Below are 21379 nucleotides of genomic sequence, written 5' to 3' on the forward strand. Positions count from 1 at the left end.
TGCCAGGCAAGAGGTCGGTGATATAGCCCAGATCGCCGTTAAAGACATTGCTTTCGGCATCGTTGACCAGATGAATGACCCGGTCGCCCTGGCGGTACTGGCAGTCTGGAGCTTCAAAGGTCAGTTCCTCTTTCTCGACAGGATTGATGAGATTTTGCATGAGGCTATTAATCTGGTCAATACCGGCCTGTCCGCGGTACATGGGAGCCAGCACTTGCACATCCTGAGCTGGGATGCCGCTACGAATAGCGGCGCTAGCGATTCTCTCTATCATAGGTGGGATGTGCTCATTTCGAGCTTCAAAATAAGAGCGATCCGCTTTTTTCTCAGTAAAATCTGCTGGCAGCAGTCCTTTTTGGATCTGACTAGCCAGAGTGACAATGGTCGAATCTTGACTCTGACGGTAAATTTTTTCCAGCTTGGTTTGGGGGATGCTCGGTATCTGCAGTAGGTCAGCTAATACCTGCCCAGGACTGACAGAGGGCAACTGCTCCGCATCACCAACCAAGAGCAGTTTGGTATTGGAGGATATATTGCTGAGGAGCTGGTTAGCCAGCCAAGTATCTACCATAGAGAACTCGTCTACGATGATAAAGTCAGCATCCAGATAATCATCCAAATGACTGGTATCATCATCTCCAGTCATACCGAGATGCCGGTGAATCGTAGCGCTGGGCAGGCCAGTCAGCTCGTTCATACGGCGAGCAGCTCGACCAGTCGGTGCAGCCAAAAGAATGGGCAGATCTGTTTTCTTTTTCAAATCTAAGTCTCGAAGCTGACTGTAGACGGCGATGATACCATTGATAACGGTTGTTTTTCCTGTTCCTGGTCCACCCGTCAGGATAAAGACTTTTTGTGTGATAGCGTCGAAAATGGCCTGCTTCTGAATCTGATCATAGTGGATGCCTAGGTCATCTTCAGCTTGGCTGATGGCATCGAGGATTTTCTCTTCTTCGAAGCGATCCTGATGGCCTTTTTCCAAGAGGCGGACCAGATTACTGCGGATTCCTTCCTCGGCAAAGAAGAGACTATTTTCAAAAATTTTTGTTTCGACATTCTGGACCTTGTCTTCCTCAATCAAGTGAGCCAGTTCATTGGCTACCAGACTGGGATCTAGTTCTACTTGACGCGAACTTTCCAAAAGCTCAATAGTATGAGCCAATAGGTCTCTGGCCTCCAAATAGGTATCGCCAGTTTCCATGGACTGGGTCAGGAGGGTATGGATCAAGCCAGCCCGAAAACGCTCAGGGGCATCACTTTCAATTCCCAACTGCTGGGCTAGCTGATCGGCGATTTTAAAGCCGATGCCTTGGATGTCTTCAACTAATTGGTAGGGATAGTGCTCGACAACTTCCAGCGTTTCTTCCTTGTAAGTTTCTTGGATTTGAAAGGCTAGCTTGTTGGGAATGCCGTAGGCGGCCAGCTTGGCTAAGACCAGCTCTGTTCCATAGTTGAGTTGCAGTTTGGCCACAAAGGCTTCTCGGTTCTTGGCAGAAAGGCCAGTGATTTCTTTAAGTTTTTCTGGCTCAGCTAAAATCTTGTCAATGGTTTCCTCCCCGTAAAGATCCACGATTTTTTGGGCTGTTTTGACGCCGATACCTTTAAAGTGGTCACTGGAAAAATATTTAACCAGCCCCTTGCTAGTTGGTTTTGCCCTCTCGTAGCGGGAAATTTTTAGCTGCTGTCCGTACTTTGGATGTTGAACTAGGTTGCCCCAAAATGTATAATCTTCGCCTTCGATAATATCGGCCATGGTTCCGGTCACGATAATCTCAAAATCATCAAAATCTTCACAATCCGTGTCTTGGATACCCAAGAGGAGGATTCGAAAGAAATTGCTGGGATTTTCAAAAATGATGCGTTCAATAGTGCCTGAAAAATAAAATTCTGTCATTGTTTATATATCTGTTTTTAAAAAGCAAACCCAGCTGAGTAGTCAACTGAGTTTGGATGGGGTATACTCTTAAGTATTAGTAAGTCTTGAAAGGTAGGATTGGCCAGATGCGGAATTTAGCTTCGCCTTGAATCTGTTCCTTTTGGAAGGTACCGACTTTGCGACTATCTTTGGAAACAATTCGGTCGTCACCTAGAAGGAGGTACTCATCGTCTAGAAGTTTAATGGTAAAGACGGGGCTACCTTCCTTGTCCACGGTAAAGGCCTGGGCTTGAGAGGCTAGCTTGCGGAAGAAAGTTCCGTTGTCCTTATAATCCTTGCCTACATAAGTGGATTGGAGCTTGTCCTTTTTGAATTTCTTGATGTATTCTGTTAAGTAAGGTTCATCAGTTTTTTTGCCATTGATATATAGAGTATCGTTTTCGTACTGGATGGTATCACCTGGAAGGCCAATCACTCTCTTGATAACTTCTTTATCTTTGCCAGCATCTGTCTCAGTGGCTACAACAATATCAAAACGATCAATGGACTGGTATTTCAAAACCATCAAATACTCACCATTGGCTAAGGTTGGATCCATAGAGTGGCCGTCTACCTTGACAGGTACCCAGAGCAGCCAGCGAGTGAGTAAGATGACGGAGACAATCAGGGTAAAGACTCCCCACTCCTTGAGGAAGGCACGGAAGTCAAAGCGTTTGTTTTTCATAGTCTACCTTTCTAAGAGCTTTTTAGCTTTTTCTGTATTTTTAAAATGAAGTTTAGCGGTATGCTGGAGGCCAGCCATTCCATAGGCTTGGAGGATCTGGCAAGCAACTTGATCGCTCTTGCTCCCAGCCCCGCTCGGAAGGGTATAGCCAAGTTCTTGACTTAGCTTTTCCAGATTTTCCAGGAAGAGGTCGCGAGCGATAATGGAGCTAACAGCGACAGCTAGAAACTTTCCTTCCGCTTTCTCAATGAGGCTAACAGGATTAGGGAAATGATTCTTTTCATTTTGTAGGTATTTGTCATAATTCTGCTGGCTGGTAAAGGCATCGATGACAATTTTTTCTGGTGTCAGACCTTTTTGTAACAGCAGATAAATGGCTTGATTGTGAAGAGCCACCTTGACAGACACAGCGTTGTAACCAGAGGCAATCACTTCGTTATATTTTTCTGGTGACAGGAGCAGAGCCTGATGCTGGATTTCCTTTTTCAAAATCGGCGCCAGCTGCCGAATCTTAAGGTCGGTCAAGGTCTTTGAGTCGCCCACGCCCAGATTACGCAAGAAAGCGTGCTGTTCTGGACTGACAAAGGAAGCAACAACTGCTAAACCACCAAAGTAAGAGCCATTTCCGACCTCATCAGTACCGATAAGGGAAATGTTCTGAGAGGTCTTGCTGGTTTCCTCCGCTTGATGGCCGAAAAAAGCAGCATAGTGACCAGCTTTTTCTCCTTGGAAAAGAACCTTGCCAGAAGTATAGATACTGACAGTTGCCTGGTTCAATTTCAGTAAATATTGGATATACTGATTTTTACTGGGCACAAGCTTGTCTCGATATTTCTGGACAAAAGCCTGAATTTCTTCTCGTTTAGGACTTAAAGTTATACTTTCCATAGCCCCTATTGTACCACAAAATGAAACTAGGGAGAATGGGAAAAAGAGGATATTTCAAATATTATAAAAAAATTACATATTTTTCTTCCAAACATGACATAAATGTCATGTTGAACCACATATGGTTGTTGTATAATATAGGTGTTGAAGCGATGTTTGAGTAAAACTGACCACAAACAATATATTAACAAGGTTAAGGAAGCCTTGTAAAAAAGGAGAACACATATGGAAAACTTTGCTATGATGGACAACCAATTTGTTGCGTTGACTGAAGAAGAAATGATGATGATCGACGGTGGATGGTCATTCTACGGAGTCCCTGTTGATATTTTCACAGTATCATTGGCTATTTTGGGTGGCTCATTGGTTTCTGGCTTCTTAGTAGGACTTTTCAACTAATTTAGTATTCAAAATAGAAGAAGGTGAATTTTATGAACAAAGATTTTAAATCATTAGATCAAAAATTTATGCCTCTTACTGAAGCTGAATTGGTTGAAGTAGAAGGTGGATGGGTCGGTGGTGACCTTGTACGTGCTGTATTTGATATCGGTCGTGAAGTTGGTCGCACTGTACGTGGACTTGCTATTCGTGCATATGGTCGCATCAGAGGTAGAATTGGTTCAAGATCTGGTGGTTCTAGCAATGGTGGCGGTGCTAACAACGGTGGTGCTGCAGGTACAGACGTTTTTAACTAATACTTTTTGTTTCGATATAAAGCCTCTTGTTCGTCTTGATTTGGACAAGAGGCTTTTTAGTGTAAAAGTTACTTTAGGTCTGTTTTTTAAGTAATTTTGTGCTTATATAGAGTAAAACGACTGATACCATTGGAAAAATATGCCACATTAGTGTATGATAAAGATACCTACTTTTTTGCTTGCTATGAAAATTTTCCCTCCTTAATTTTGTGTTTGTTTTTTGTTGGAGAGAACTGATAAGCATCGAGTTGGCAAGTAACTACTGTTGAAAAAGTAAGTTCACTATTAGGAGTTTTTATGTAGGAGTATCCTCCATAAAAATGAATTTACACTTTTGTGAATAAAGGAGATTGTATGAGATTTACAAAGCGTCATTATAGGGCTCAAGTTGACGCGAGAGATTGTGGTGTAGCAGCGCTAGCCATGATATATGGTTATTATGGTTCCTATTATTCTTTGGCCAGTTTGCGTGAAATGGCCAAGACAACTTTAAGAGGAACAACTGCTTTTGGGCTCGTGAAGGTTTCCGAAGAGTTAGGTTTTGAAACACGAGCCTTTAAAGCGGATATGTCTTTATTTGACATGAAGGGGATCGTTTATCCTTTTATCGCCCATGTTATCAAAGACAAGAAATTGCTTCACTATTATGTTGTGACTGGGCACGATAAACATTCGGTTTATATTGCTGACCCTGACCCAGCCGTTAAGATGACCAAGCTTTCTAAGGAACAGTTTGCGCAGGAGTGGACAGGTGTTTCTATTTTCATTGCCCCAGCACCGGAATATAGACCGCACAAGGAAAAGAAAAATGGTCTCTGGTCTTTTGTTCCAATTTTAATAAAGCAAAAAGGCTTAATTGCCAATATCGTTATCGCAACGATGCTGGTTACGATCATCAATATCGTGGGCTCTTACTATATGCAGGGGATTATTGATACCTATGTACCCAATCAGATGAGGAATACCTTAGGGATTATTTCTTTAGGTCTAATAGTCGTCTACATTTTGCAACAGGTCCTAACTTATGCTCAGAGCTATCTGCTTCTCATTTTGGGCCAACGCCTTTCGATTGATGTGATTTTGTCCTATATCAAGCATGTCTTTCATCTACCCATGTCTTTTTTCGCTACGAGAAGGACAGGGGAAATTGTATCGCGCTTCAATGATGCCAATAGTATCATCGACGCCTTGGCTAGTACCATTCTCTCCATCTTCTTGGATGTCTCCATCGTTGTCGTCATGGCAGTTGTTTTGTTCTCGCAAAACTTCTATTTATTCTTTATCAGCTTGCTCTCGCTGCCGATCTATATTGTCGTGATTTTTGCCTTCATGAAACCATTTGAAAAAATGAATCGTGACACCATGGAATCCAATGCTATTCTGTCTTCTTCCATTATCGAGGATATCAATGGGATTGAGACGATCAAATCCTTGACCAGTGAGGATTTCCGCTATCAAAAGATTGATAGAGAATTTGTTGACTATCTGAAGAAATCATTTGCCTATAGTCGGATGGAAAACATCCAAATCGGCTTGAAGAAGACAGCTCAGCTCTTGCTGAATGTTGCAATCCTTTGGATGGGGGCCCTTTTGGTAATGGACAATAAAATGACCTTGGGGCAGCTGATTACTTATAATACTTTGCTGGTTTATTTCACAAATCCGCTGGAAAACATTATCAATTTACAAACCAAGCTTCAGACTGCACAAGTTGCCAATAATCGCTTGAACGAGGTTTATCTGGTTGACTCTGAATTTATGGACAAAAAAGCGATCCGTGATTTGAGCATGACCAAGGGCGACATTGAGTTGAGAAATGTCAGCTACAAGTATGGCTATGGACGAAACGTTCTATCAGATATTAATTTGACCATTGAAAGAGGCAGCAAGGTGGCCTTTGTAGGAATTTCTGGTTCTGGAAAGACGACTCTTGCCAAGATGATCGTGAACTTTTACGATCCAAACGAGGGAGAAATTCTGGTTAATAATATCAACCTCAATCAGATTGACAAGCATGTCTTGCGTCGTCATATCAATTACTTGCCGCAACAGCCTTATGTTTTTAATGGTACCATCTTGGAGAATGTTCTCCTGGGTGCCAAGCCCGGAACGACTCAGAAAGAAATCATTCGGGCATTGGAAATTGCGGAAATCCGTGAAGATATTGAACGGATGCCTTTGAATTACCAAACAGAGTTGACATCAGATGGTTCAGGAATTTCAGGTGGTCAGCGTCAGCGCTTGGCCTTGGCTCGGGCTCTTTTGACCGATGCTCCTGTTTTGATCCTCGATGAGGCGACCAGCAATTTGGATATCTTAACAGAGAAAAAGATTATCGACAATCTCTTGGAGTTGGACAAGACCATCATTTTCATTGCCCATCGATTGACCATTGCGGAGCGATCTGAAAAAGTGGTTGTTCTGGACAAGGGTGAAATCGTGGAGCAAGGAACGCATGAAGAGTTGGTTGCTCAGGATGGCTTCTATGCTCATCTGGTGAATAGTTAGAAAGGAGAAAGAAGATGGAAGAACATTACTTAGAGAGTGCCGAATTTTATAACCGTAGATATTCTAGCTTTTCTGTGCGCGTGATTTTACCGACTTTCTTCTTGTTGATTTTTGTGGTCTTATTCTCCCTCTTTGCTAAAAAAGAAATCACTATTACTTCAGGTGCTTCTATTGAACCTAGAAAGATTCTGGCTAACATCCAATCAACCAGTAACAATGCCATTGTCACTAATAACTTGAAGGAAAACAAGGTTGTTAAAAAAGGGGATCTTTTAGTTCAGTATAAGTCTGATAGTGAAAATACTCAAAAAGAAACTTTCTCCTCTCAAGTAGAAAGCTTGAAGGAGCAAAAACGTCAGTTGGAGCTGCTGCAAGAAAGTCTGAAGACGGGGACTAGCCAGTTTTCAGGAGAAGATCGCTTCGGCTATGAGCAAGCATTTAATGATTACAAGAATCAAGCTGCGAGTATCCGTAGTAATACCGAGCAGCAAAATTCGACCATTGCTTCTCAAAATTCAGCGGCCAGCAATTCACAGGCGGAGCTGGGGAATTTGATCAATGAAACCAATGCTAAATTAGCAGATTATCAGACTCTTAGAAATGCTATCCAAAATGGGACAAGTGTCCCTTCGACTAATGCCGGCTATAGTATCTATCAGGCTTATGAGACACAAGCCGCTGCTGATAGTCAAGGTCAGCTAAAGAGCCAAGTTCTGTCGCAGATTGACAACCAGATTTCGCAGTTTGAATCAGCTCTTTCGGGTTATCGGGTGCAGTATGCAGGTTCCGGTGCTCAGCAAGCCTATTCTGGAAGTTTGGATAGCCAGCTTGAGTCCTTGAAAGCTCAGCAGTTGACTAAAGTTGGTCAAGAATTGACGGCTCTGAATCAAAAGATTTTAGAAGTTGAAAATAATCTCAAGGTGCAAGGTGGCATCACTCAAAAAGGCATGATCACAGCTACTGAAGATGGTATTCTCCATCTAAATCCTGAAACAGCGGGAGCGAATCTGGTTCCCGAAGGGAAGTTGCTCGCTCAGTTGTATCCTGTTTTGACCAAGGAAAAAAAGGTCGTTATCACAACCTATGTGACCTCGAAAGATGTATCTAGTTTGAAAAAAGGTGAGACTCTGCGTTTCACTGCAATGGATGGAAATAATAAAGAATTTGTTCTCAAATCTAAAATTTCAAACATTGACAACAATGCGACGAAAACGGAAAAAGGCAACTTCTTTAAGGTGGAAGCTGAAATAACCTTAACGGACGCTCAAGCCAAGAAGATGCGTTATGGTATTGAAGGTCGTGCAGTAGTCATCACAGGAAGCAAAACTTACTTTGACTATTACTTGGATCAATTCTTGAGAAAGGACTAAAGGAAGAATAGTCGATAAGTTTTGATTGAAGTTTTTATCTCGTAAGTATGAAAAAACCATGGTTTGTACGGACTCCTAAAAGATAGAGGAATTGTTACTCCTTTGTTGACTAAATGAGGATCCCGTTTTATTTGGCGATTTATCAAATAAAAAATCGAAGCCGAAAGGCTTCTTTTTATACTTGTTTTTTAATGTTTTGTGTGATATTATATTTTAAGAAACAATTGTTGTGCAACAGTTGTTCTCAAAAGGAGTTTCTATGCCACCTAAAAATAAATTTACTCGTGATGAGATTATTCAAGCAGCTCTAGGGATTGTCAGAGAAGCCGGCTTAGCTGGTTTGACCGCTCGTTCTCTGGCTGAACGTTTACAGTCTAGTCCCAAGGTTATTTTCGGTCAGTTTGAAAATATGGAGGATTTAAGTCATTCGGTTGTTCGGGCAGCTGAGTTTGTCCTAGTCCAATATATTCGTTCGGCTTTGGAGCGGGCCAAGCCTTTCAGAGCAGTTGGTATGGCTTATATCCTTTTTGCTAGTCAGGAGCCTCAGCTTTTTAAAATTCTCTATCTAAATCCTCACAAGCACCCCATTGAGTCTTTCAAGGACTTTTTACCTCAGAAAGACCATAGTTATCAGCAGATATTAGAGTCGATTGTGGAGGATTATCCCATGCACATAGAAAGTGCAGAGTTCGTGTATCAGCATTTGTTTATCTATTCTCATGGCTTGGCTAGCATGATAGCATCGGGTATTTATTCTTTTAGTCAGGAGGAAGTGACAGAACGTTTGACGCAAGTATTTGCTGCCCTCCTAAAGGAAATGAAAGGAAACAAGAATGATTAGATTAAAGGAAATTTGCAAGTCCTACAACGGAAGAGAAGTCTTGAGAGGCATCAACTTGGAGATTGCTGACCGAGATTACTTGGTCATTTTAGGTGCTTCTGGCTCTGGGAAGTCAACCTTGCTCAATGTTCTATCAGGTCTAGAAAAACCAGACAGTGGTCATGTGTACTACGGCGAGGAAGATCTATCCCAGCTGACAGAAGCTCAATTGACGGCTTTTCGTCGAGCGCAGACTGCCTTTATTTTTCAGCAGTATTTCTTACTTCCAAATCTCACAGTGGAGCAAAATGTCAAAATGGGTGCCAACTTAGCAGGTAATCAAGATTATGTCCAAATTTTGGAGGCTTTAGGTTTAGGTGATAAACTCCAACATTATCCAAGTCAGCTTTCAGGAGGTGAGCAACAGCGAGTTGCTATTGCACGAGCCCTAGCCAAAAGACCTCGTGTCCTCTTTTTGGATGAGCCGACTGGAGCTTTGGACGAGGAAACAGGTCGTCAGATTCTAGCCTATATTTCAAGTCTTCAAGAAGAGCTAGGCTTTACGCTGGTCATGGTAACCCACAATACAAATATTGCTCAGATGGCCAAGACTGTTGTCCATATCAATAGCGGCCAGATCCAAAGCATAGAGACAAATAGCCAGCCCAAAACGGCCTATGAGATTGGATGGTAAGCTATGTTTTCAATAAAAGATTTGTATAGACTAGTCGTTGTATCAGTTATTAGCTTTTGTGCGGTGTTTGTGAGCAATCTATTTTTAAATTTTTATCTGGATATCAGTTTACTAGATCAAACAAATTGGTTGCCTGAGATTCAAGCTGCTTATGATGCTCAAGTTGCTATCTCTTGGTTAATTGCATCAGTTAGCGGAGCTGTTTTATCCCTGACATCGATGCTCCTCCTCTTCTTTTACATTCGGCAATTTATTGACCAGCATAAGCCAGAATTAGGAATTTTAAAGGCTATGGGCTATAAAAACTGGGAAATTAGCCGAAAGTTTTGGATTTTTAGTCTTCCAGTTGGTTTGGGAACAGGCGTTGGCTATTTATCTTCTTTTGCTATGATGCCGCATTTTTATCAGTTACGTAATCAAAGCGGGGTTTTGTCTGAAATCACCATTATGCAACATTGGTCCCTATTCTTGTTTCTCGTTGTCTTACCGACTCTAGCCTTTACTGCTTTAGCCGTTCTCTGCGCTAGTTATTATCTACGTTTGCCTGCTCTAGACTTGCTCAAGCGGGTCAGCTCTAGTCAAAAGTCACCAAAAAGGAAAGCAACAAAGAAAATAAGGAAAGACCGTCCTTTTTTAAAAGATTTTTCTGCCAGCCTGCTCTGGTCTCGAAAATTATTAATTTTCTTCGTCATTTTTGGATCTATGTGCTTTTCAGCTATGATTCAACTATCATATGGCATGAAGGAATTGACAGATGAAATCATTCAGATGATGATGATGTCAATCGGTACTGTCCTGTCAGTAGCAATCCTCTATCTGTCGCTGGGAGTTCTCCTGCAGGAAAATCAGGAAACACTGGCTATTATGAAGGTTTTTGGTTATAGCAAAAATGAGTGCCGTAAGAGTTTATTTGCTCCCTACCGCTTTCTTGCCTTTTTGGGCTTTGTCTTAGGAACGGGCTATCAGTATGGGATTATGCAGCTTTTACTTAGATTGATGGAAAAATCAATAGCTCAGAAAGTTGAGTATGATTTTGATTTTGGAGTATGCCTGATAACTTTGTTGATCTTTACCTTAGTCTATGAAAGTTTCATCTATGTATCCAGTAGGAAGATAGATCAACTGACCATCAAGCAGGTGATGCTGGGAGAATAAAAAAGGCTGGGACAAAAGTCCTAGCCTCTTAATTGTCTTTGGATTGTCGAGCAAGACGCAGTGGTTGAGTGGGCTCTATTACGCTGATTCCATCAGCTTTTACAGCCCTACTCAACTGTGCGGAGGTGGGACGACGAAATCGAATTCTAACGAATTACCTATTTCTGTCCCACTCTCTTTTTTACTAACGATATGCTGGATACCTGTCTGGAGGTGCTTGAGGATGTGCGTGATTTCCTTTGGAAAAACTTTGTAGTTTTCCAAGTCTGTCAGGGGAATCCAGCAGACTTTTTCTTGGTTATGTTGGTAGTAAAACTGCTTGCCGTGAGGCTTCATCAGATAATAGAAGCAAATCTCATGACAGTCTAGTCCTTTGAGGATGCCGGTTGAGTTGGAAAATAAATTTTCATGAACAAAAGCCAGCTTTTCAATCTCATACTTTTGTTCTGTTTCTTCGAAAACTTCTCGCTGGACAGCTTCTTTGGAGGTCTCTCCAAATCTGACCGCCCCTCCCACTGAATAGAAATAGTCTTCGCTAGGAGAAGACATGACACAGAGGGCTTCCTCCTCAATGATGAGTGCAGCAGCCCGATAGCGAAAGCGCTCCTGCCCTTGGGTATAAGAAATATCCTTTGCCATAGTGTCCTCCTTGCGTTTTTTAGTTTACTTGATTTAGAGCTTTCTGTCAACACTTTCTGTACCCGGACAGTTGTATTCTTTCTCTCTTGCGACAGGCTTTTTTTCCTGTTAAAATAATGGCATGACTCGTTATAAAGCCCTTATTTCCTACGACGGACATGACTTTGCTGGCTTTCAGCGCCAGCCTCATGCTCGGAGCGTTCAGGAAGAAATCGAAAAAACTTTAACTCGTATCAACAAAGGTCAGCCCATTGTCATCCATGGAGCTGGTCGGACCGACAGTGGTGTCCATGCGCTTGGGCAGGTCATTCACTTTGACCTCCCGTCAGCTAGGGATGAAGAAAAGCTACGTTTTGCCTTGGATACCCAGACGCCAGAAGATATTGATGTCATTTCTGTGGAGGAAGTAACGGAGGATTTTCATGCCCGTTACAAGCCGCACAGCAAGACCTATGAGTTTCTGGTGGATATTGGTCGTCCAAAAAATCCGATGATGCGCCACTATGCGACCCACTATCCCTATCCTTTGGAGATTCCTCTGATGGAGCAGGCCATTAAAGCCTTGGAGGGAACGCATGATTTTACAGGTTTTACAGCCTCGGGTACCAGTGTGGAAAATAAGGTTCGTACGATTACAAAGGCCAGTCTGACCTTTGATGCGCAACGTAATTTTCTAGTCTTTACTTTTTCTGGCAATGGCTTTCTCTATAAACAAATCCGCAACATGGTGGGAACCCTGCTCAAGATTGGAAATAAGAGGATGCCAGTCAACCAAATCGAACGGATTTTAGAAGAAAAGGATCGGCAACTAGCTGGGCCAACCGCAGCGCCTAACGGTCTTTATCTAAAGGAGATTATCTATGAAGAATAAGTTGATTTTAGCCCTTTCTGGCAATGACATTTTTAGTGGTGGTGGTCTTCATGCGGATCTAGCTACTTATACAGTCCATGGCCTGCATGGTTTCGTAGCGGTGACTTGCTTAACCGCTATGACAGACAAGGGATTTGAAGTCCTTCCGACCGACGAGCAGGTCTTCTCGCAGCAACTCTCTTCGCTCAAAGATGTGCCTTTTTCGGCTATCAAGTTGGGCTTATTGCCAACGGTTGCCATTGCAGATCAGGCTCTGGACTTCATCAAAAAGCAAGCGGGTATACCGGTCGTGCTAGACCCTGTCTTAGTCTGTAAGGAAACCCACGATGTGGAAGTTTCGGCCCTCCGAGATGAATTGATCAAATTTTTCCCTTATACGACCATTATCACGCCCAATCTACCAGAAGCAGAGATCCTGATCCAGTCGGATATTAAGACTTTGGATGACCTCAAGGCTGCGGCTGTGGCTCTCCATGAACTGGGAGCTCAAAATGTCGTGATCAAGGGAGGAAATCGTTTTAGCCAAGATCAGGCTATAGATTTATTTTACGATGGCAAAGACTTTCAGCTACTAGAAAGCCCTGTTTTGCCAAATAATAATACAGGAGCAGGTTGTACCTTCGCTTCGAGCATAGCTAGTCAGCTTTTGGCAGGTCAATCCCCTCTTGAAGCCGTCAACTATTCAAAAGATTTTGTTTACCGCGCTATCCAGCGCTCAGATCAGTATGGAGTTATTCAATATGAAAAATAATCAGACAAGAAAAATCGCTTTGCTAGCTGTCATTACAGCCCTATCTATTGTTTTGGGGAACTTTTTCAAAATCCCTACGCCAACTGGCTTTCTGACCTTGCTAGATGCTGGGATTTACTTTACCGCATTTTATTTTGGTCGTAAGGAAGGAGCTTTGGTTGGTGGTCTGTCCGGTCTCTTGATTGACCTAGTGGCGGGCTATCCTCAGTGGATGCTCTTTAGCCTCATCTGCCATGGCCTTCAAGGCTACTTTGCTGGTTTCACTGGCAAGCAGCGTTATATTGGTTTGTTCCTGGCAGGAGTTGCTATGGTCGGCGGCTATGCTCTCTTTGGTAGCATCTTGAGTGGGCCTGGTTCAGCTATCGCAGCGATTTGGGGCAATGTCATGCAAAATATTTTTGGTTTGGTGGTCGGCTATTCCCTTTACAGAGCCTTTCCCCTTGTCTTGAAAAGAGCCCTTCAGCCAGAGTAAGTGAGGTAAGAGATGGATTTAGAGAAGCTTGAAAAGGAGACCAGCCAGATCGCTACAAATGTCTTGGACAAAGCGGGTTTGGTTAAGGGAAATATTTTTGTCCTAGGTCTATCTTCTAGTGAAGTCATGGGGGGACACATTGGCCAGCATTCCAGCAGGGTAGTCGGTCAGGTCATTGTCAAGACCTTGTTAGATATTCTGCAAGCTCGGGGGATTTACTTGGCCGTTCAAGGCTGTGAGCACCTCAACCGTGCCTTGGTCGTGGAGCGAGAATTGGCAGAAAAGAAAGACCTAGAAATTGTCAATGTCCTGCCCAGCCTCCATGCAGGCGGAAGTGGCCAGTTAGCAGCTTTTGACTATATGGAAGATCCTGTGGAGGTTGAGTTCATCACAGCCCATGCTGGCTTGGATGTGGGAGATACATCAATCGGAATGCATGTCAAGCATGTTCAGGTTCCGATTCGCCCTCAGCTGCGCAGTTTGGGTCAGGCTCATGTTACCGCCCTTGCCAGTCGTCCCAAGTTGATTGGCGGAGCTAGAGCGTCTTATATTGAGGATAGAATTCGAAAATCCTAGTAGAAATAGGAGAAGGGAGGCTGGGACAAAAGTCCTAGCCTCTCAATTGTCTTTGGATTGTCGAGCAAGACGCAGTGGTTGAGTGGACTCTACTACGCTGATTTCATCAGTTTTTACAGCCCTACTCAACTGTGCGGAGGTGGGACGACGAAATCGAATTTTAACGAATTACCGATTTCTGTCCCACTCTCTTTTCCCAAATGGTAGACCTTGCCTGTCGATTCTTGTGCTGGCGAAGAAAGTAAATTGACAGTTATAGGAAAATATTGTCTGCTAAGAGTTGGGCAAATGGTCAAAAAAGAGCAAAAAGTGGCTTGGATTTCAGCGTATGAAAGGGGAAAAGGGCGAAAAATAAAAGGTGCCGCTTGAAAAAACTGCTACTTATGTTATAATGGATTGTATGTAAAAAATTTGAAGGAGAACTGACAGAATGTCTGTATCATTTGAAAACAAAGAAACAAATCGTGGAGTATTGACTTTCACTATCGGTCAAGACCAAATCAAACCTGCTTTGGATCGCGCTTTTAATGCAGTTAAGAAAAATATTGCTGTACCAGGTTTCCGTAAAGGTCATATTCCTCGTCCAGTCTTCAACCAACGTTTTGGTGAAGAATCACTTTATCAAGATGTCTTGAATGCCTTGCTTCCAGCAGCTTATGAAGCAGCTGTGAAAGAAGCTGGTCTTGAAGTGGTTGCACAACCAAAAATTGATGTGAGTTCAATGGAAAAAGGCCAAGACTGGGTCATCACTGCTGAAGTTGTGACAAAACCTGAAGTGAAATTGGGTGCTTACAAAGACCTTGAAGTATCTGTAGAAGTTTCTAAGGAAGTGACTGATGCTGAAGTTGATGAGCGCATTGAGCGTGAACGCAACAACTTGGCTGAATTGGTTCTGAAAGATGGGGCAGCAGCTGAAGGGGATACAGTTGTCATCGACTTTGTTGGTTCTGTTGACGGTGTTGAATTTGACGGCGGAAAAGGCGATAACTTCTCACTTGGACTTGGTTCAGGTCAATTCATCCCAGGTTTCGAAGACCAATTGGTTGGTCACTCAGCTGGTGAAACAGTAGACGTTGTTGTAACCTTCCCAGAAGACTACCAAGCAGCTGACCTTGCTGGTAAAGAAGCAAAATTCGTTACAACAATCCATGAAGTTAAAGAAAAAGAAGTTCCAGCTCTTGATGATGAACTTGCAAAAGACATCGACGAAGAAGTTGAAACTCTTGCTGAATTGAAAGAAAAATACCGTAAAGAATTAGCAGAAGCGAAAGAAGCAGCTTACAACGATGCAGTTGAAGCAGCAGCGATTGATCTTGCAGTAGAAAATGCAGAAATCGTTGACCTTCCAGAAGAAATGATTCACGAAGAAGTTCATCGCGCTGTGAACGAATTCCTCGGCAACATGCAACGTCAAGGTATCTCTCCTGATATGTACTTCCAAATCACTGGTACAACTCAAGAAGACCTTCACAAACAATATGAAGCAGATGCTGCAGCACGCACTAAGACTAACCTTGTTGTAGAAGCAGTTGCGAAAGCAGAAGGCTTTGAAGCTAGCGCTGAAGAAGTTGAAGCAGAAATCACTTCATTGGCAACAGACTACAACATGGAAGCAGACCGTGTTCGCCAATTGCTTTCAGAAGAAATGCTGAAACATGATATCGCTGTTAAAAAAGCAGTTGAAGTCATCACAAGCACTGCTAAAGTAAAATAATAGCTTCTAGTCAACCCTAGTGGATGACAGATGCAAGCGCAGGAGAGAACGATTTGTTCTCTCTTTTTTGATCTTGGGGAGGTGGTTTAAAATGGGAAAGCTAATCTCTAGATTAAAATAAGCTCTACAATTCCTACAGGGAGTTAATCTCTGTAGAAATTATAGAACTCATATCACAACATCCATGGCATACCCATTTCGTTTAATGTTTTAGTAGCATGAAATGCAGCTATTTCGTTTTCAATAATTTTTAATAACTCATCTTCCTCTAGTAAACGTAATATTTCAAGATTCTTTTGTATTAGTTCTTCATCAGCATCACAAATTCCGATTCTAGCCGAATGAAATGCAATTGCATCATATCGTTTAAGTAATTTTGCTGTTTTAATAACAATCGAACAAATATGACTGCATATGGGATAGTGTTTATAATAAAAATAAAAGGTGGACAAATTTGATAGGATGGCTAGCTTTATAGGAAGGATATTTTGAAAATCAGAGTATTTTTCTAGTCTGTGAAGAATTAATTGGGTTGTATCTATAATGGTCTCCGTAGGAAGGATAAAAAGAATGGAGTTTAAAATGTTGAAATCTGATGCGTACCATGTATCATGGTGTTTTAAATCGCTCCATAGAATATCAACGATATCTTGTGTCACTTTATCTATGTTTAAAATTCCATTCTTTCTAATTTGGAGTACAACGGTCAAAGATTGGTGCAATTTTTGGATAGAGATATCACAATGAGTTTTTAGATAAGATTCACATTTTTTATGAATAGCTTCAAGTTCTCTTACTCCACTAATTGAATGAATATTGCTGATTTTATTGAAGAGTTCGATATGCTCGCTAGGATGGTAAAGATTACAAATATAATCAAATTCATCAAAGCTCATATTAATTTGTTGAAGTAAAAAAGCCATGTTCTCATACTTTGGAACGACAAGTCCATTCTCTATCTTAGAGAGTGTTGTAGGAGACAGTACATTGCCACACACATCTGACTGAGTGAGGTTTTTAGACTTTCTAATTTCTTGATAAACTTTTCCAAAATCATATCTCATATCATAATCTCCAAAAAAACTTGAAAATAGTTAAAACAATACTACATGATCTTTATTAATATTGTATACTTTAGTAAAGAGATAAGCAAATAAAAAGAAAAAATATTGGAGTGTAGTAATAGTGTTGTTTTCTATTTCATATTCTTAACAAATGTTATTTAAGAATATAGGAATAATTCAATATTAGATAGAAATCAGAGGTGATTGGATGATTTAGATTGCATAAAATTTTACTTCTTTGGTTGATTATGAAGTTTATATTATTAAGTTTGTAATCATATATAGCTAGGTACAGACTCTAAGGAGAGAAGAAAATGAAAAAAATGATAGCATTGGGATTAGCTGCGAGTGCAAGTGTCATTTTGTTTACAGGGACGACTGCAAAAGCGGAAGAGAGAATGACAAGTCAGCAGATTGAACAAGTTACTCAAGGCCTAAAGGATGATCAATATGTTTTAACGACACCTAGTGGAGGTATTATAACTAATAAGGATGGGAGTGACAATTTCCCTCCAGAACAGGTGGCTAGCGAAGGAAAGGTTATGAAAGTAGCTGATTATAAAAAATATTTAGCTACGCAAGACATTTCAAAAAATCAAGAGAACACTTCAGGAACAGCATTCTTTGGTGCTTGGATTCCGACTCGAGTGCATGTGTTATACCCAAATCAAGAGTATCAATCTAATGCATTTTATGCAAGGGGCTGGCGTTATGGAGAAGAACGTTTTAAACCATCATGGGGTAGCGGGAACTATTTGTATTGGCAAGCCCAAGGAGATAGTGGCTTGGTAGAAGATGGGTACGGTATTTCAGTTGTAGTTAACGATGGTGCATATGTACCTGTTAACAGTCGTAGGGGAACGTATTTTAAGACATATAACCCTAACACAGGTTCAAGATATAAAGTAAGTAACCCTGTTTAAGAAAGTAGGTCAAAAAATGGCTAAGAAAAAGGTACTGTTAACTTTATCAGTCGTAGCATTAGGAATTGCTTCATATACTTTGCTGAAACCAGTTATTGCAGAAACTACAATCGGTAAAACAAGCGAAAATCAGACGATTTCAATTTATAAGAATTTACTAAAAGGCAAATCTGAAAAAGAAATTAATGACTACTTTTCAGGTTTATCAGACAGTAAACTGATCATTGCAGACAAATCAGGTGGTTTTACAACTAGCTCTACAGATGACTACAGTAATCCCGTAGAGACAACCGATGAGAATGGCAATAAAGAATTAAAATCTTTCCAAGATAAAAGTATTGCTGCAACAGTTGGTGAAATCAAAGAAGCACTTAAGAATAACTAAATCATACAACTTGCTGATGTTAATTGCTAGTTGCTGAATTAGAGAGAAAGAGAGTGGGACAAAAGTCCGACCTCAAATATAAAAAGCGAACAAGACTAGTTTTCTGGTAATCAGAATTCTGCTTTGTTCGCTTTTCGCATTTAATTATAGATTTGAAGGGCTTAATAATTAAGATTTTTAAAAATTGAAATCTTTTTGTCCCAAACTCTTCTTGTCTCGTGTTTAGTTATTTGCCTCTAGGATAAGAACTTTAATCTCTTGGTGTGACTGCTTAGAGAAAGTGAGTTTAGCCTAGGCCTCGGCTGGTCACTTTTCCTATAGATTCATGGCAATCTAGGCCTCGGCTAGTCACTTTTCCTATAGATTCATGGCAATCTAGGCCTCGGCTGGTCACTTTTCCTATAGATTCATGGCAATCTAGGCCTCGGTCGGTCGCTTTTCCTATAGATTATTAGTAACCTAGGCCTCGGCCGGTCACTTTCCTTTAGTTTTTGGGGTAGATGATGCTTTTGATAGCCGTTGACCGAAAGTAAGTGTCTGACAAGGGGGGATTTCTTTCTGTTTGGAAACCAGCTAGCAGAACTGGCTAGGCTAGCTGGTTTCTAAGTCTCAAATAAGGAATGATTTCAAAAACAAATAGGATAACGAAAAGCAGTTTTTAGCTGCTTGCTGAGAAATGCTAGGCTGTCATAGAGAGATATTTAGCTTTTGGACAGATTTTTTGGGGGAGCTTGTGATATACTGTTAGTATGGAAAAAAATGATATTGTTTACGGCGTGCATGCTGTGACCGAGGCCTTGATGGCCAATACGGGAAATAAACTTTACATTCAGGACGACTTGCGTGGCAAAAACGTGAGCAAGCTGAAAGATTTGGCGGCAGAAAAGAAGGTTTCTATCTCTTGGACACCCAAGAAAACCTTGCAGGAGATGACGGATGGAGCCGTTCACCAAGGCTTTGTTTTGCGGGTATCGGAGTTTGCCTATGCAGATTTGGCGGATATTTTGAAAAAAGCGGAGCAGGAAGAGAATCCTCTGCTGTTGATTTTGGATGGCTTGACAGACCCGCATAATCTAGGCTCTATCTTACGGACGGCTGATGCTACCAATGTCACGGGAGTGATCATTCCCAAGCACCGAGCAGTCGGCGTGACACCAGTTGTGGCCAAGACCTCTACGGGCGCTATCGAGCACATTCCTATTGCCCGTGTGACCAATCTCAGCCAGACTCTGGACAAGCTCAAGGAAGCTGGCTTCTGGATTTTTGGGACGGATATGCAGGGGACGCCTGTTCATAAGTGGAATACGGCAGGCAAGCTGGCCCTCATCATCGGCAACGAAGGCAAGGGGATTTCCAGCAACATCAAGAAGCAGGTGGACGAAATGCTGACTATTCCCATGAATGGCCATGTTCAAAGCCTCAATGCTAGCGTCGCAGCGGCCATTCTTATGTATGAAGTCTTTAGAAATCGGGTGGGCTAATGCAAGTACTTGGGAGTTATGCGTTAGAAAAATACCAAACAGAAAAGTTTGAGCCGATCATTTATGCTATCTACCATAATAAAAGAGAAGATAATTATTGCTTTTGCTTTGAAATCACTGAGGAAGCAGATCAGTATCCCTTAGAGGATTTATTGACCCAATATTCCTTGAATTGCACAGATTTATACGGTCAAGGAAGTCAGGTAAATGGCGCTTGGAAATATCTGGTTGAGGTAGAAACCTTATCCACTGATAAGGCGGATTTCATCAGTATTTTAAATTTTTCTACAATTTTAAATAAAGAGATTGTGAATTATGTAAAAGGAAAATATGAGTGCCTTGCTGAAAAGAGATGTATGAGTTCCTTTTATATGGGGAACCAAAAAGTGGAAGTTCCTGTCCTTGCTTACCGAAGTGACAACTCTGGGATGGTTTCTTTTCAAAATATATATCCAGAAGGACAATTAACAAATTTATTTTTAGAAGATAAAAAATATGAAGTTGAGTGTTTAGATGGGGAATGGACCTGTATTGAATTGCTTGATGGTAAGGCAAACTTGATTTTAAAAGATTCACAAGATGAATATTTCCAATATATTTTTGATTTGAAAGGTTTTCAAGGTGTCAGTCCTGTTCTAGACTGACCGAGCGAAATAGCTTTCCTAAAAAGCAAGAAATTTCTAATAGCTTGTCCCGATAGGGTGGTAGGCAAATCACTAGGAATAACCCGCTTATGTCTATGGAGAAGTCTTCTCTGTGGCCACTAAAAGATGATGGAGAAAAAAGATGACCTTTAAAATTTTAACGGATTCGACGGCAGACCTGCCAGAAAGCTGGACTCAAGAACATGATGTGCAGGTTCTGGGCTTAACCATTCAGCTGGATGGCCAAACCTACGAGACTGTCGGACCGGATAAGCTGACCAGTGAGCAGCTTTTAGCCAAGATGGAGTCTGGCAGCAAGCCAACTACCAGCCAGATCAATGTCGGCCAATTTGAAGATGTTTTCCGCCAGTATGCTCAGGAGGGCACAGCAGTTCTCTATGTGGCTTTTGCTTCCGCCCTGTCTGGTACCTACCAAAGTGCAGTTATGGCGCGGGAGATGGTCTTAGAGGATTATCCTGAGGCAATCATCACAATCCTTGACACCAAGGCAGCTTCGATGGGTGAAGGACTCTTTGTTATGAAGGCTGTAGAAGCTAGGGCGGCAGGTCAGAGCCTAGAGCAGACGGCAGCTTTGCTTCAAAGTTTAGTGCCTAGAGTAAAGACCTATTTCTTAGTAGATGACCTCAACCACCTCATGCGGGGTGGTCGCATTTCCAAGGCAGCGGCTCTCATGGGAAGCTTGGTCAATATCAAGCCAATCATTGCAGTGACAGCTGATGGAAGTCTAGATTCGGTCGCTAAGGTGCGAGGCAAGAAGAAGGCGCAGGCTGAGGTGGTTGGGATGACTCTAGAGACGATTTCCGAGCCACTTGTAGTGATTGCCTATGCAGGCGAAAAAGAAGTCGCTGAGAATGTCAAGGAGCAGCTTTTAGCTTCTGGGCAGGTCAAAGAAGTCCTTATCCTGCCTCTTGGTCCGGTTATTTCGACGCATACTGGCCCAGGTACTCTAGGACTCTTTAGCATTGGCAGTGAACTTTCTGACTAAATAGAAATGAAATCGTTATTTTATAAATAATTGCATCAAATATATTGACTTTTGGTTAGAAAATTTGGTATGATAGTAGGCGGTATTGTTTACCCCATTTGTAAGGCCCCGGAACCTTTCAAA

Annotated in this window: 22 protein-coding genes; 17 read left to right on the top strand and 5 right to left on the bottom strand. The window is 41.8% G+C overall.

The annotated features are described in order from the left end of the window. From Q0191_RS06900 to rnhC, 3 genes are all read right to left on the bottom strand, one after another. Positions 1-1894 (bottom strand): ATP-dependent RecD-like DNA helicase (locus Q0191_RS06900; RefSeq protein ID WP_297665040.1); only part of this gene is annotated, 1894 nt, incomplete at its 3' end. Positions 1895-1970: 76 nt separating this feature from the next. After that, positions 1971-2600: a signal peptidase I gene (gene lepB / locus Q0191_RS06905; RefSeq protein ID WP_297665042.1), complete on the bottom strand. Its 630-nt coding sequence runs from the start codon at positions 2598-2600 to the stop codon at positions 1971-1973. A 3-nt stretch (positions 2601-2603) separates the two neighbouring features. Continuing rightward, the gene (gene rnhC, locus Q0191_RS06910; RefSeq protein WP_297665043.1) at positions 2604-3488 is read right to left on the bottom strand and encodes a ribonuclease HIII; all 885 of its coding nucleotides are present in this window, start codon (positions 3486-3488) and stop codon (positions 2604-2606) included. A gap of 225 nt (positions 3489-3713) precedes the next feature. On the opposite strand from rnhC, the gene Q0191_RS06915 reads away from it, so the two are divergent. The 7 genes from Q0191_RS06915 to Q0191_RS06945 all read left to right on the top strand — a co-directional run bounded on the left by Q0191_RS06915 (position 3714) and on the right by Q0191_RS06945 (position 10730). Next, entirely contained in the window at positions 3714-3887 is a 174-nt protein-coding gene (locus tag Q0191_RS06915) for a Blp family class II bacteriocin (protein WP_149517859.1), read from the top strand. Positions 3888-3955: 68 nt separating this feature from the next. Beyond that, complete coding sequence (locus tag Q0191_RS06920) at positions 3956-4183, top strand: hypothetical protein (RefSeq protein ID WP_297665046.1); 228 nt, start codon at positions 3956-3958, stop codon at positions 4181-4183. Between the two features lie 354 nt (positions 4184-4537). Then, on the top strand, positions 4538-6691 hold the full coding sequence (gene comA, locus Q0191_RS06925; RefSeq protein WP_297665047.1) for a peptide cleavage/export ABC transporter ComA: 2154 nt from the start codon (positions 4538-4540) through the stop codon (positions 6689-6691). A 14-nt stretch (positions 6692-6705) separates the two neighbouring features. Further along, positions 6706-8061 carry a bacteriocin secretion accessory protein gene (locus tag Q0191_RS06930; protein WP_297665049.1) on the top strand — a complete coding sequence of 452 codons (1356 nt, stop codon included), beginning with the start codon at positions 6706-6708 and terminating at the stop codon, positions 8059-8061. Between the two features lie 259 nt (positions 8062-8320). Beyond that, the gene (locus tag Q0191_RS06935) at positions 8321-8902 is read left to right on the top strand and encodes a TetR/AcrR family transcriptional regulator (RefSeq protein WP_297665051.1); all 582 of its coding nucleotides are present in this window, start codon (positions 8321-8323) and stop codon (positions 8900-8902) included. Continuing rightward, positions 8895-9575, top strand: a complete 681-nt coding sequence (locus tag Q0191_RS06940; protein ID WP_297665053.1) for an ABC transporter ATP-binding protein — start codon at positions 8895-8897, stop codon at positions 9573-9575. Before Q0191_RS06935 ends, Q0191_RS06940 begins: the two co-directional genes overlap by 8 nt. A 3-nt stretch (positions 9576-9578) precedes the next feature. Continuing rightward, positions 9579-10730, top strand: coding sequence for an ABC transporter permease (locus Q0191_RS06945; RefSeq protein WP_297665056.1), 1152 nt, complete (start codon positions 9579-9581; stop codon positions 10728-10730). A 111-nt stretch (positions 10731-10841) separates the two neighbouring features. Here the strand turns inward: Q0191_RS06945 and Q0191_RS06950 are convergent, their stop codons facing one another. Next, positions 10842-11369 (bottom strand): NUDIX hydrolase, encoded by a 528-nt coding sequence (locus tag Q0191_RS06950; RefSeq protein ID WP_297665058.1) that lies wholly within the window; start codon positions 11367-11369, stop codon positions 10842-10844. 121 nt (positions 11370-11490) lie between these two features. On the opposite strand from Q0191_RS06950, the gene truA reads away from it, so the two are divergent. From truA to tig, 5 genes are all read left to right on the top strand, one after another. Then, positions 11491-12240 (top strand): tRNA pseudouridine(38-40) synthase TruA, encoded by a 750-nt coding sequence (truA, locus tag Q0191_RS06955; RefSeq protein ID WP_005591721.1) that lies wholly within the window; start codon positions 11491-11493, stop codon positions 12238-12240. Next, positions 12230-12991 carry a bifunctional hydroxymethylpyrimidine kinase/phosphomethylpyrimidine kinase gene (locus Q0191_RS06960; protein WP_297665063.1) on the top strand — a complete coding sequence of 254 codons (762 nt, stop codon included), beginning with the start codon at positions 12230-12232 and terminating at the stop codon, positions 12989-12991. The genes truA and Q0191_RS06960 overlap by 11 nt, the downstream gene beginning before the upstream one ends. Next, positions 12981-13463, top strand: coding sequence for an ECF transporter S component (locus Q0191_RS06965; protein ID WP_297665065.1), 483 nt, complete (start codon positions 12981-12983; stop codon positions 13461-13463). Before Q0191_RS06960 ends, Q0191_RS06965 begins: the two co-directional genes overlap by 11 nt. 12 nt (positions 13464-13475) lie before the next feature. Beyond that, positions 13476-14039 carry a TIGR01440 family protein gene (locus Q0191_RS06970; protein ID WP_297665067.1) on the top strand — a complete coding sequence of 188 codons (564 nt, stop codon included), beginning with the start codon at positions 13476-13478 and terminating at the stop codon, positions 14037-14039. 430 nt (positions 14040-14469) lie between these two features. Continuing rightward, complete coding sequence (gene tig / locus Q0191_RS06975; RefSeq protein WP_297665069.1) at positions 14470-15753, top strand: trigger factor; 1284 nt, start codon at positions 14470-14472, stop codon at positions 15751-15753. Between the two features lie 173 nt (positions 15754-15926). Here tig and Q0191_RS06980 read toward each other — a convergent pair whose 3' ends face one another. Further along, the gene (locus tag Q0191_RS06980; RefSeq protein WP_297665071.1) at positions 15927-16817 is read right to left on the bottom strand and encodes a helix-turn-helix domain-containing protein; all 891 of its coding nucleotides are present in this window, start codon (positions 16815-16817) and stop codon (positions 15927-15929) included. Positions 16818-17131: 314 nt separating this feature from the next. Between Q0191_RS06980 and Q0191_RS06985 the strand changes: the two genes are divergently transcribed. The 5 genes from Q0191_RS06985 (at position 17132) to Q0191_RS07005 (ending at position 21256) form a co-directional block, all read left to right on the top strand. Further along, positions 17132-17740 (top strand): hypothetical protein, encoded by a 609-nt coding sequence (locus Q0191_RS06985; RefSeq protein WP_297665073.1) that lies wholly within the window; start codon positions 17132-17134, stop codon positions 17738-17740. Positions 17741-17756: 16 nt separating this feature from the next. Beyond that, entirely contained in the window at positions 17757-18125 is a 369-nt protein-coding gene (locus tag Q0191_RS06990; RefSeq protein ID WP_297665075.1) for a hypothetical protein, read from the top strand. Positions 18126-18874: 749 nt separating this feature from the next. Further along, positions 18875-19606, top strand: coding sequence for a 23S rRNA (guanosine(2251)-2'-O)-methyltransferase RlmB (gene rlmB, locus Q0191_RS06995; protein WP_297665077.1), 732 nt, complete (start codon positions 18875-18877; stop codon positions 19604-19606). Then, positions 19606-20250: a hypothetical protein gene (locus Q0191_RS07000; protein ID WP_297665079.1), complete on the top strand. Its 645-nt coding sequence runs from the start codon at positions 19606-19608 to the stop codon at positions 20248-20250. Before rlmB ends, Q0191_RS07000 begins: the two co-directional genes overlap by 1 nt. Positions 20251-20392: 142 nt before the next feature. Next, positions 20393-21256, top strand: a complete 864-nt coding sequence (locus Q0191_RS07005) for a DegV family protein (protein ID WP_297665081.1) — start codon at positions 20393-20395, stop codon at positions 21254-21256. The last annotated feature ends 123 nt before the right edge of the window (positions 21257-21379 follow it).

The sequence above is a fragment of the uncultured Streptococcus sp. genome (assembly GCF_938036805.1).
In the GTDB taxonomy this organism is placed as follows: domain Bacteria; phylum Bacillota; class Bacilli; order Lactobacillales; family Streptococcaceae; genus Streptococcus.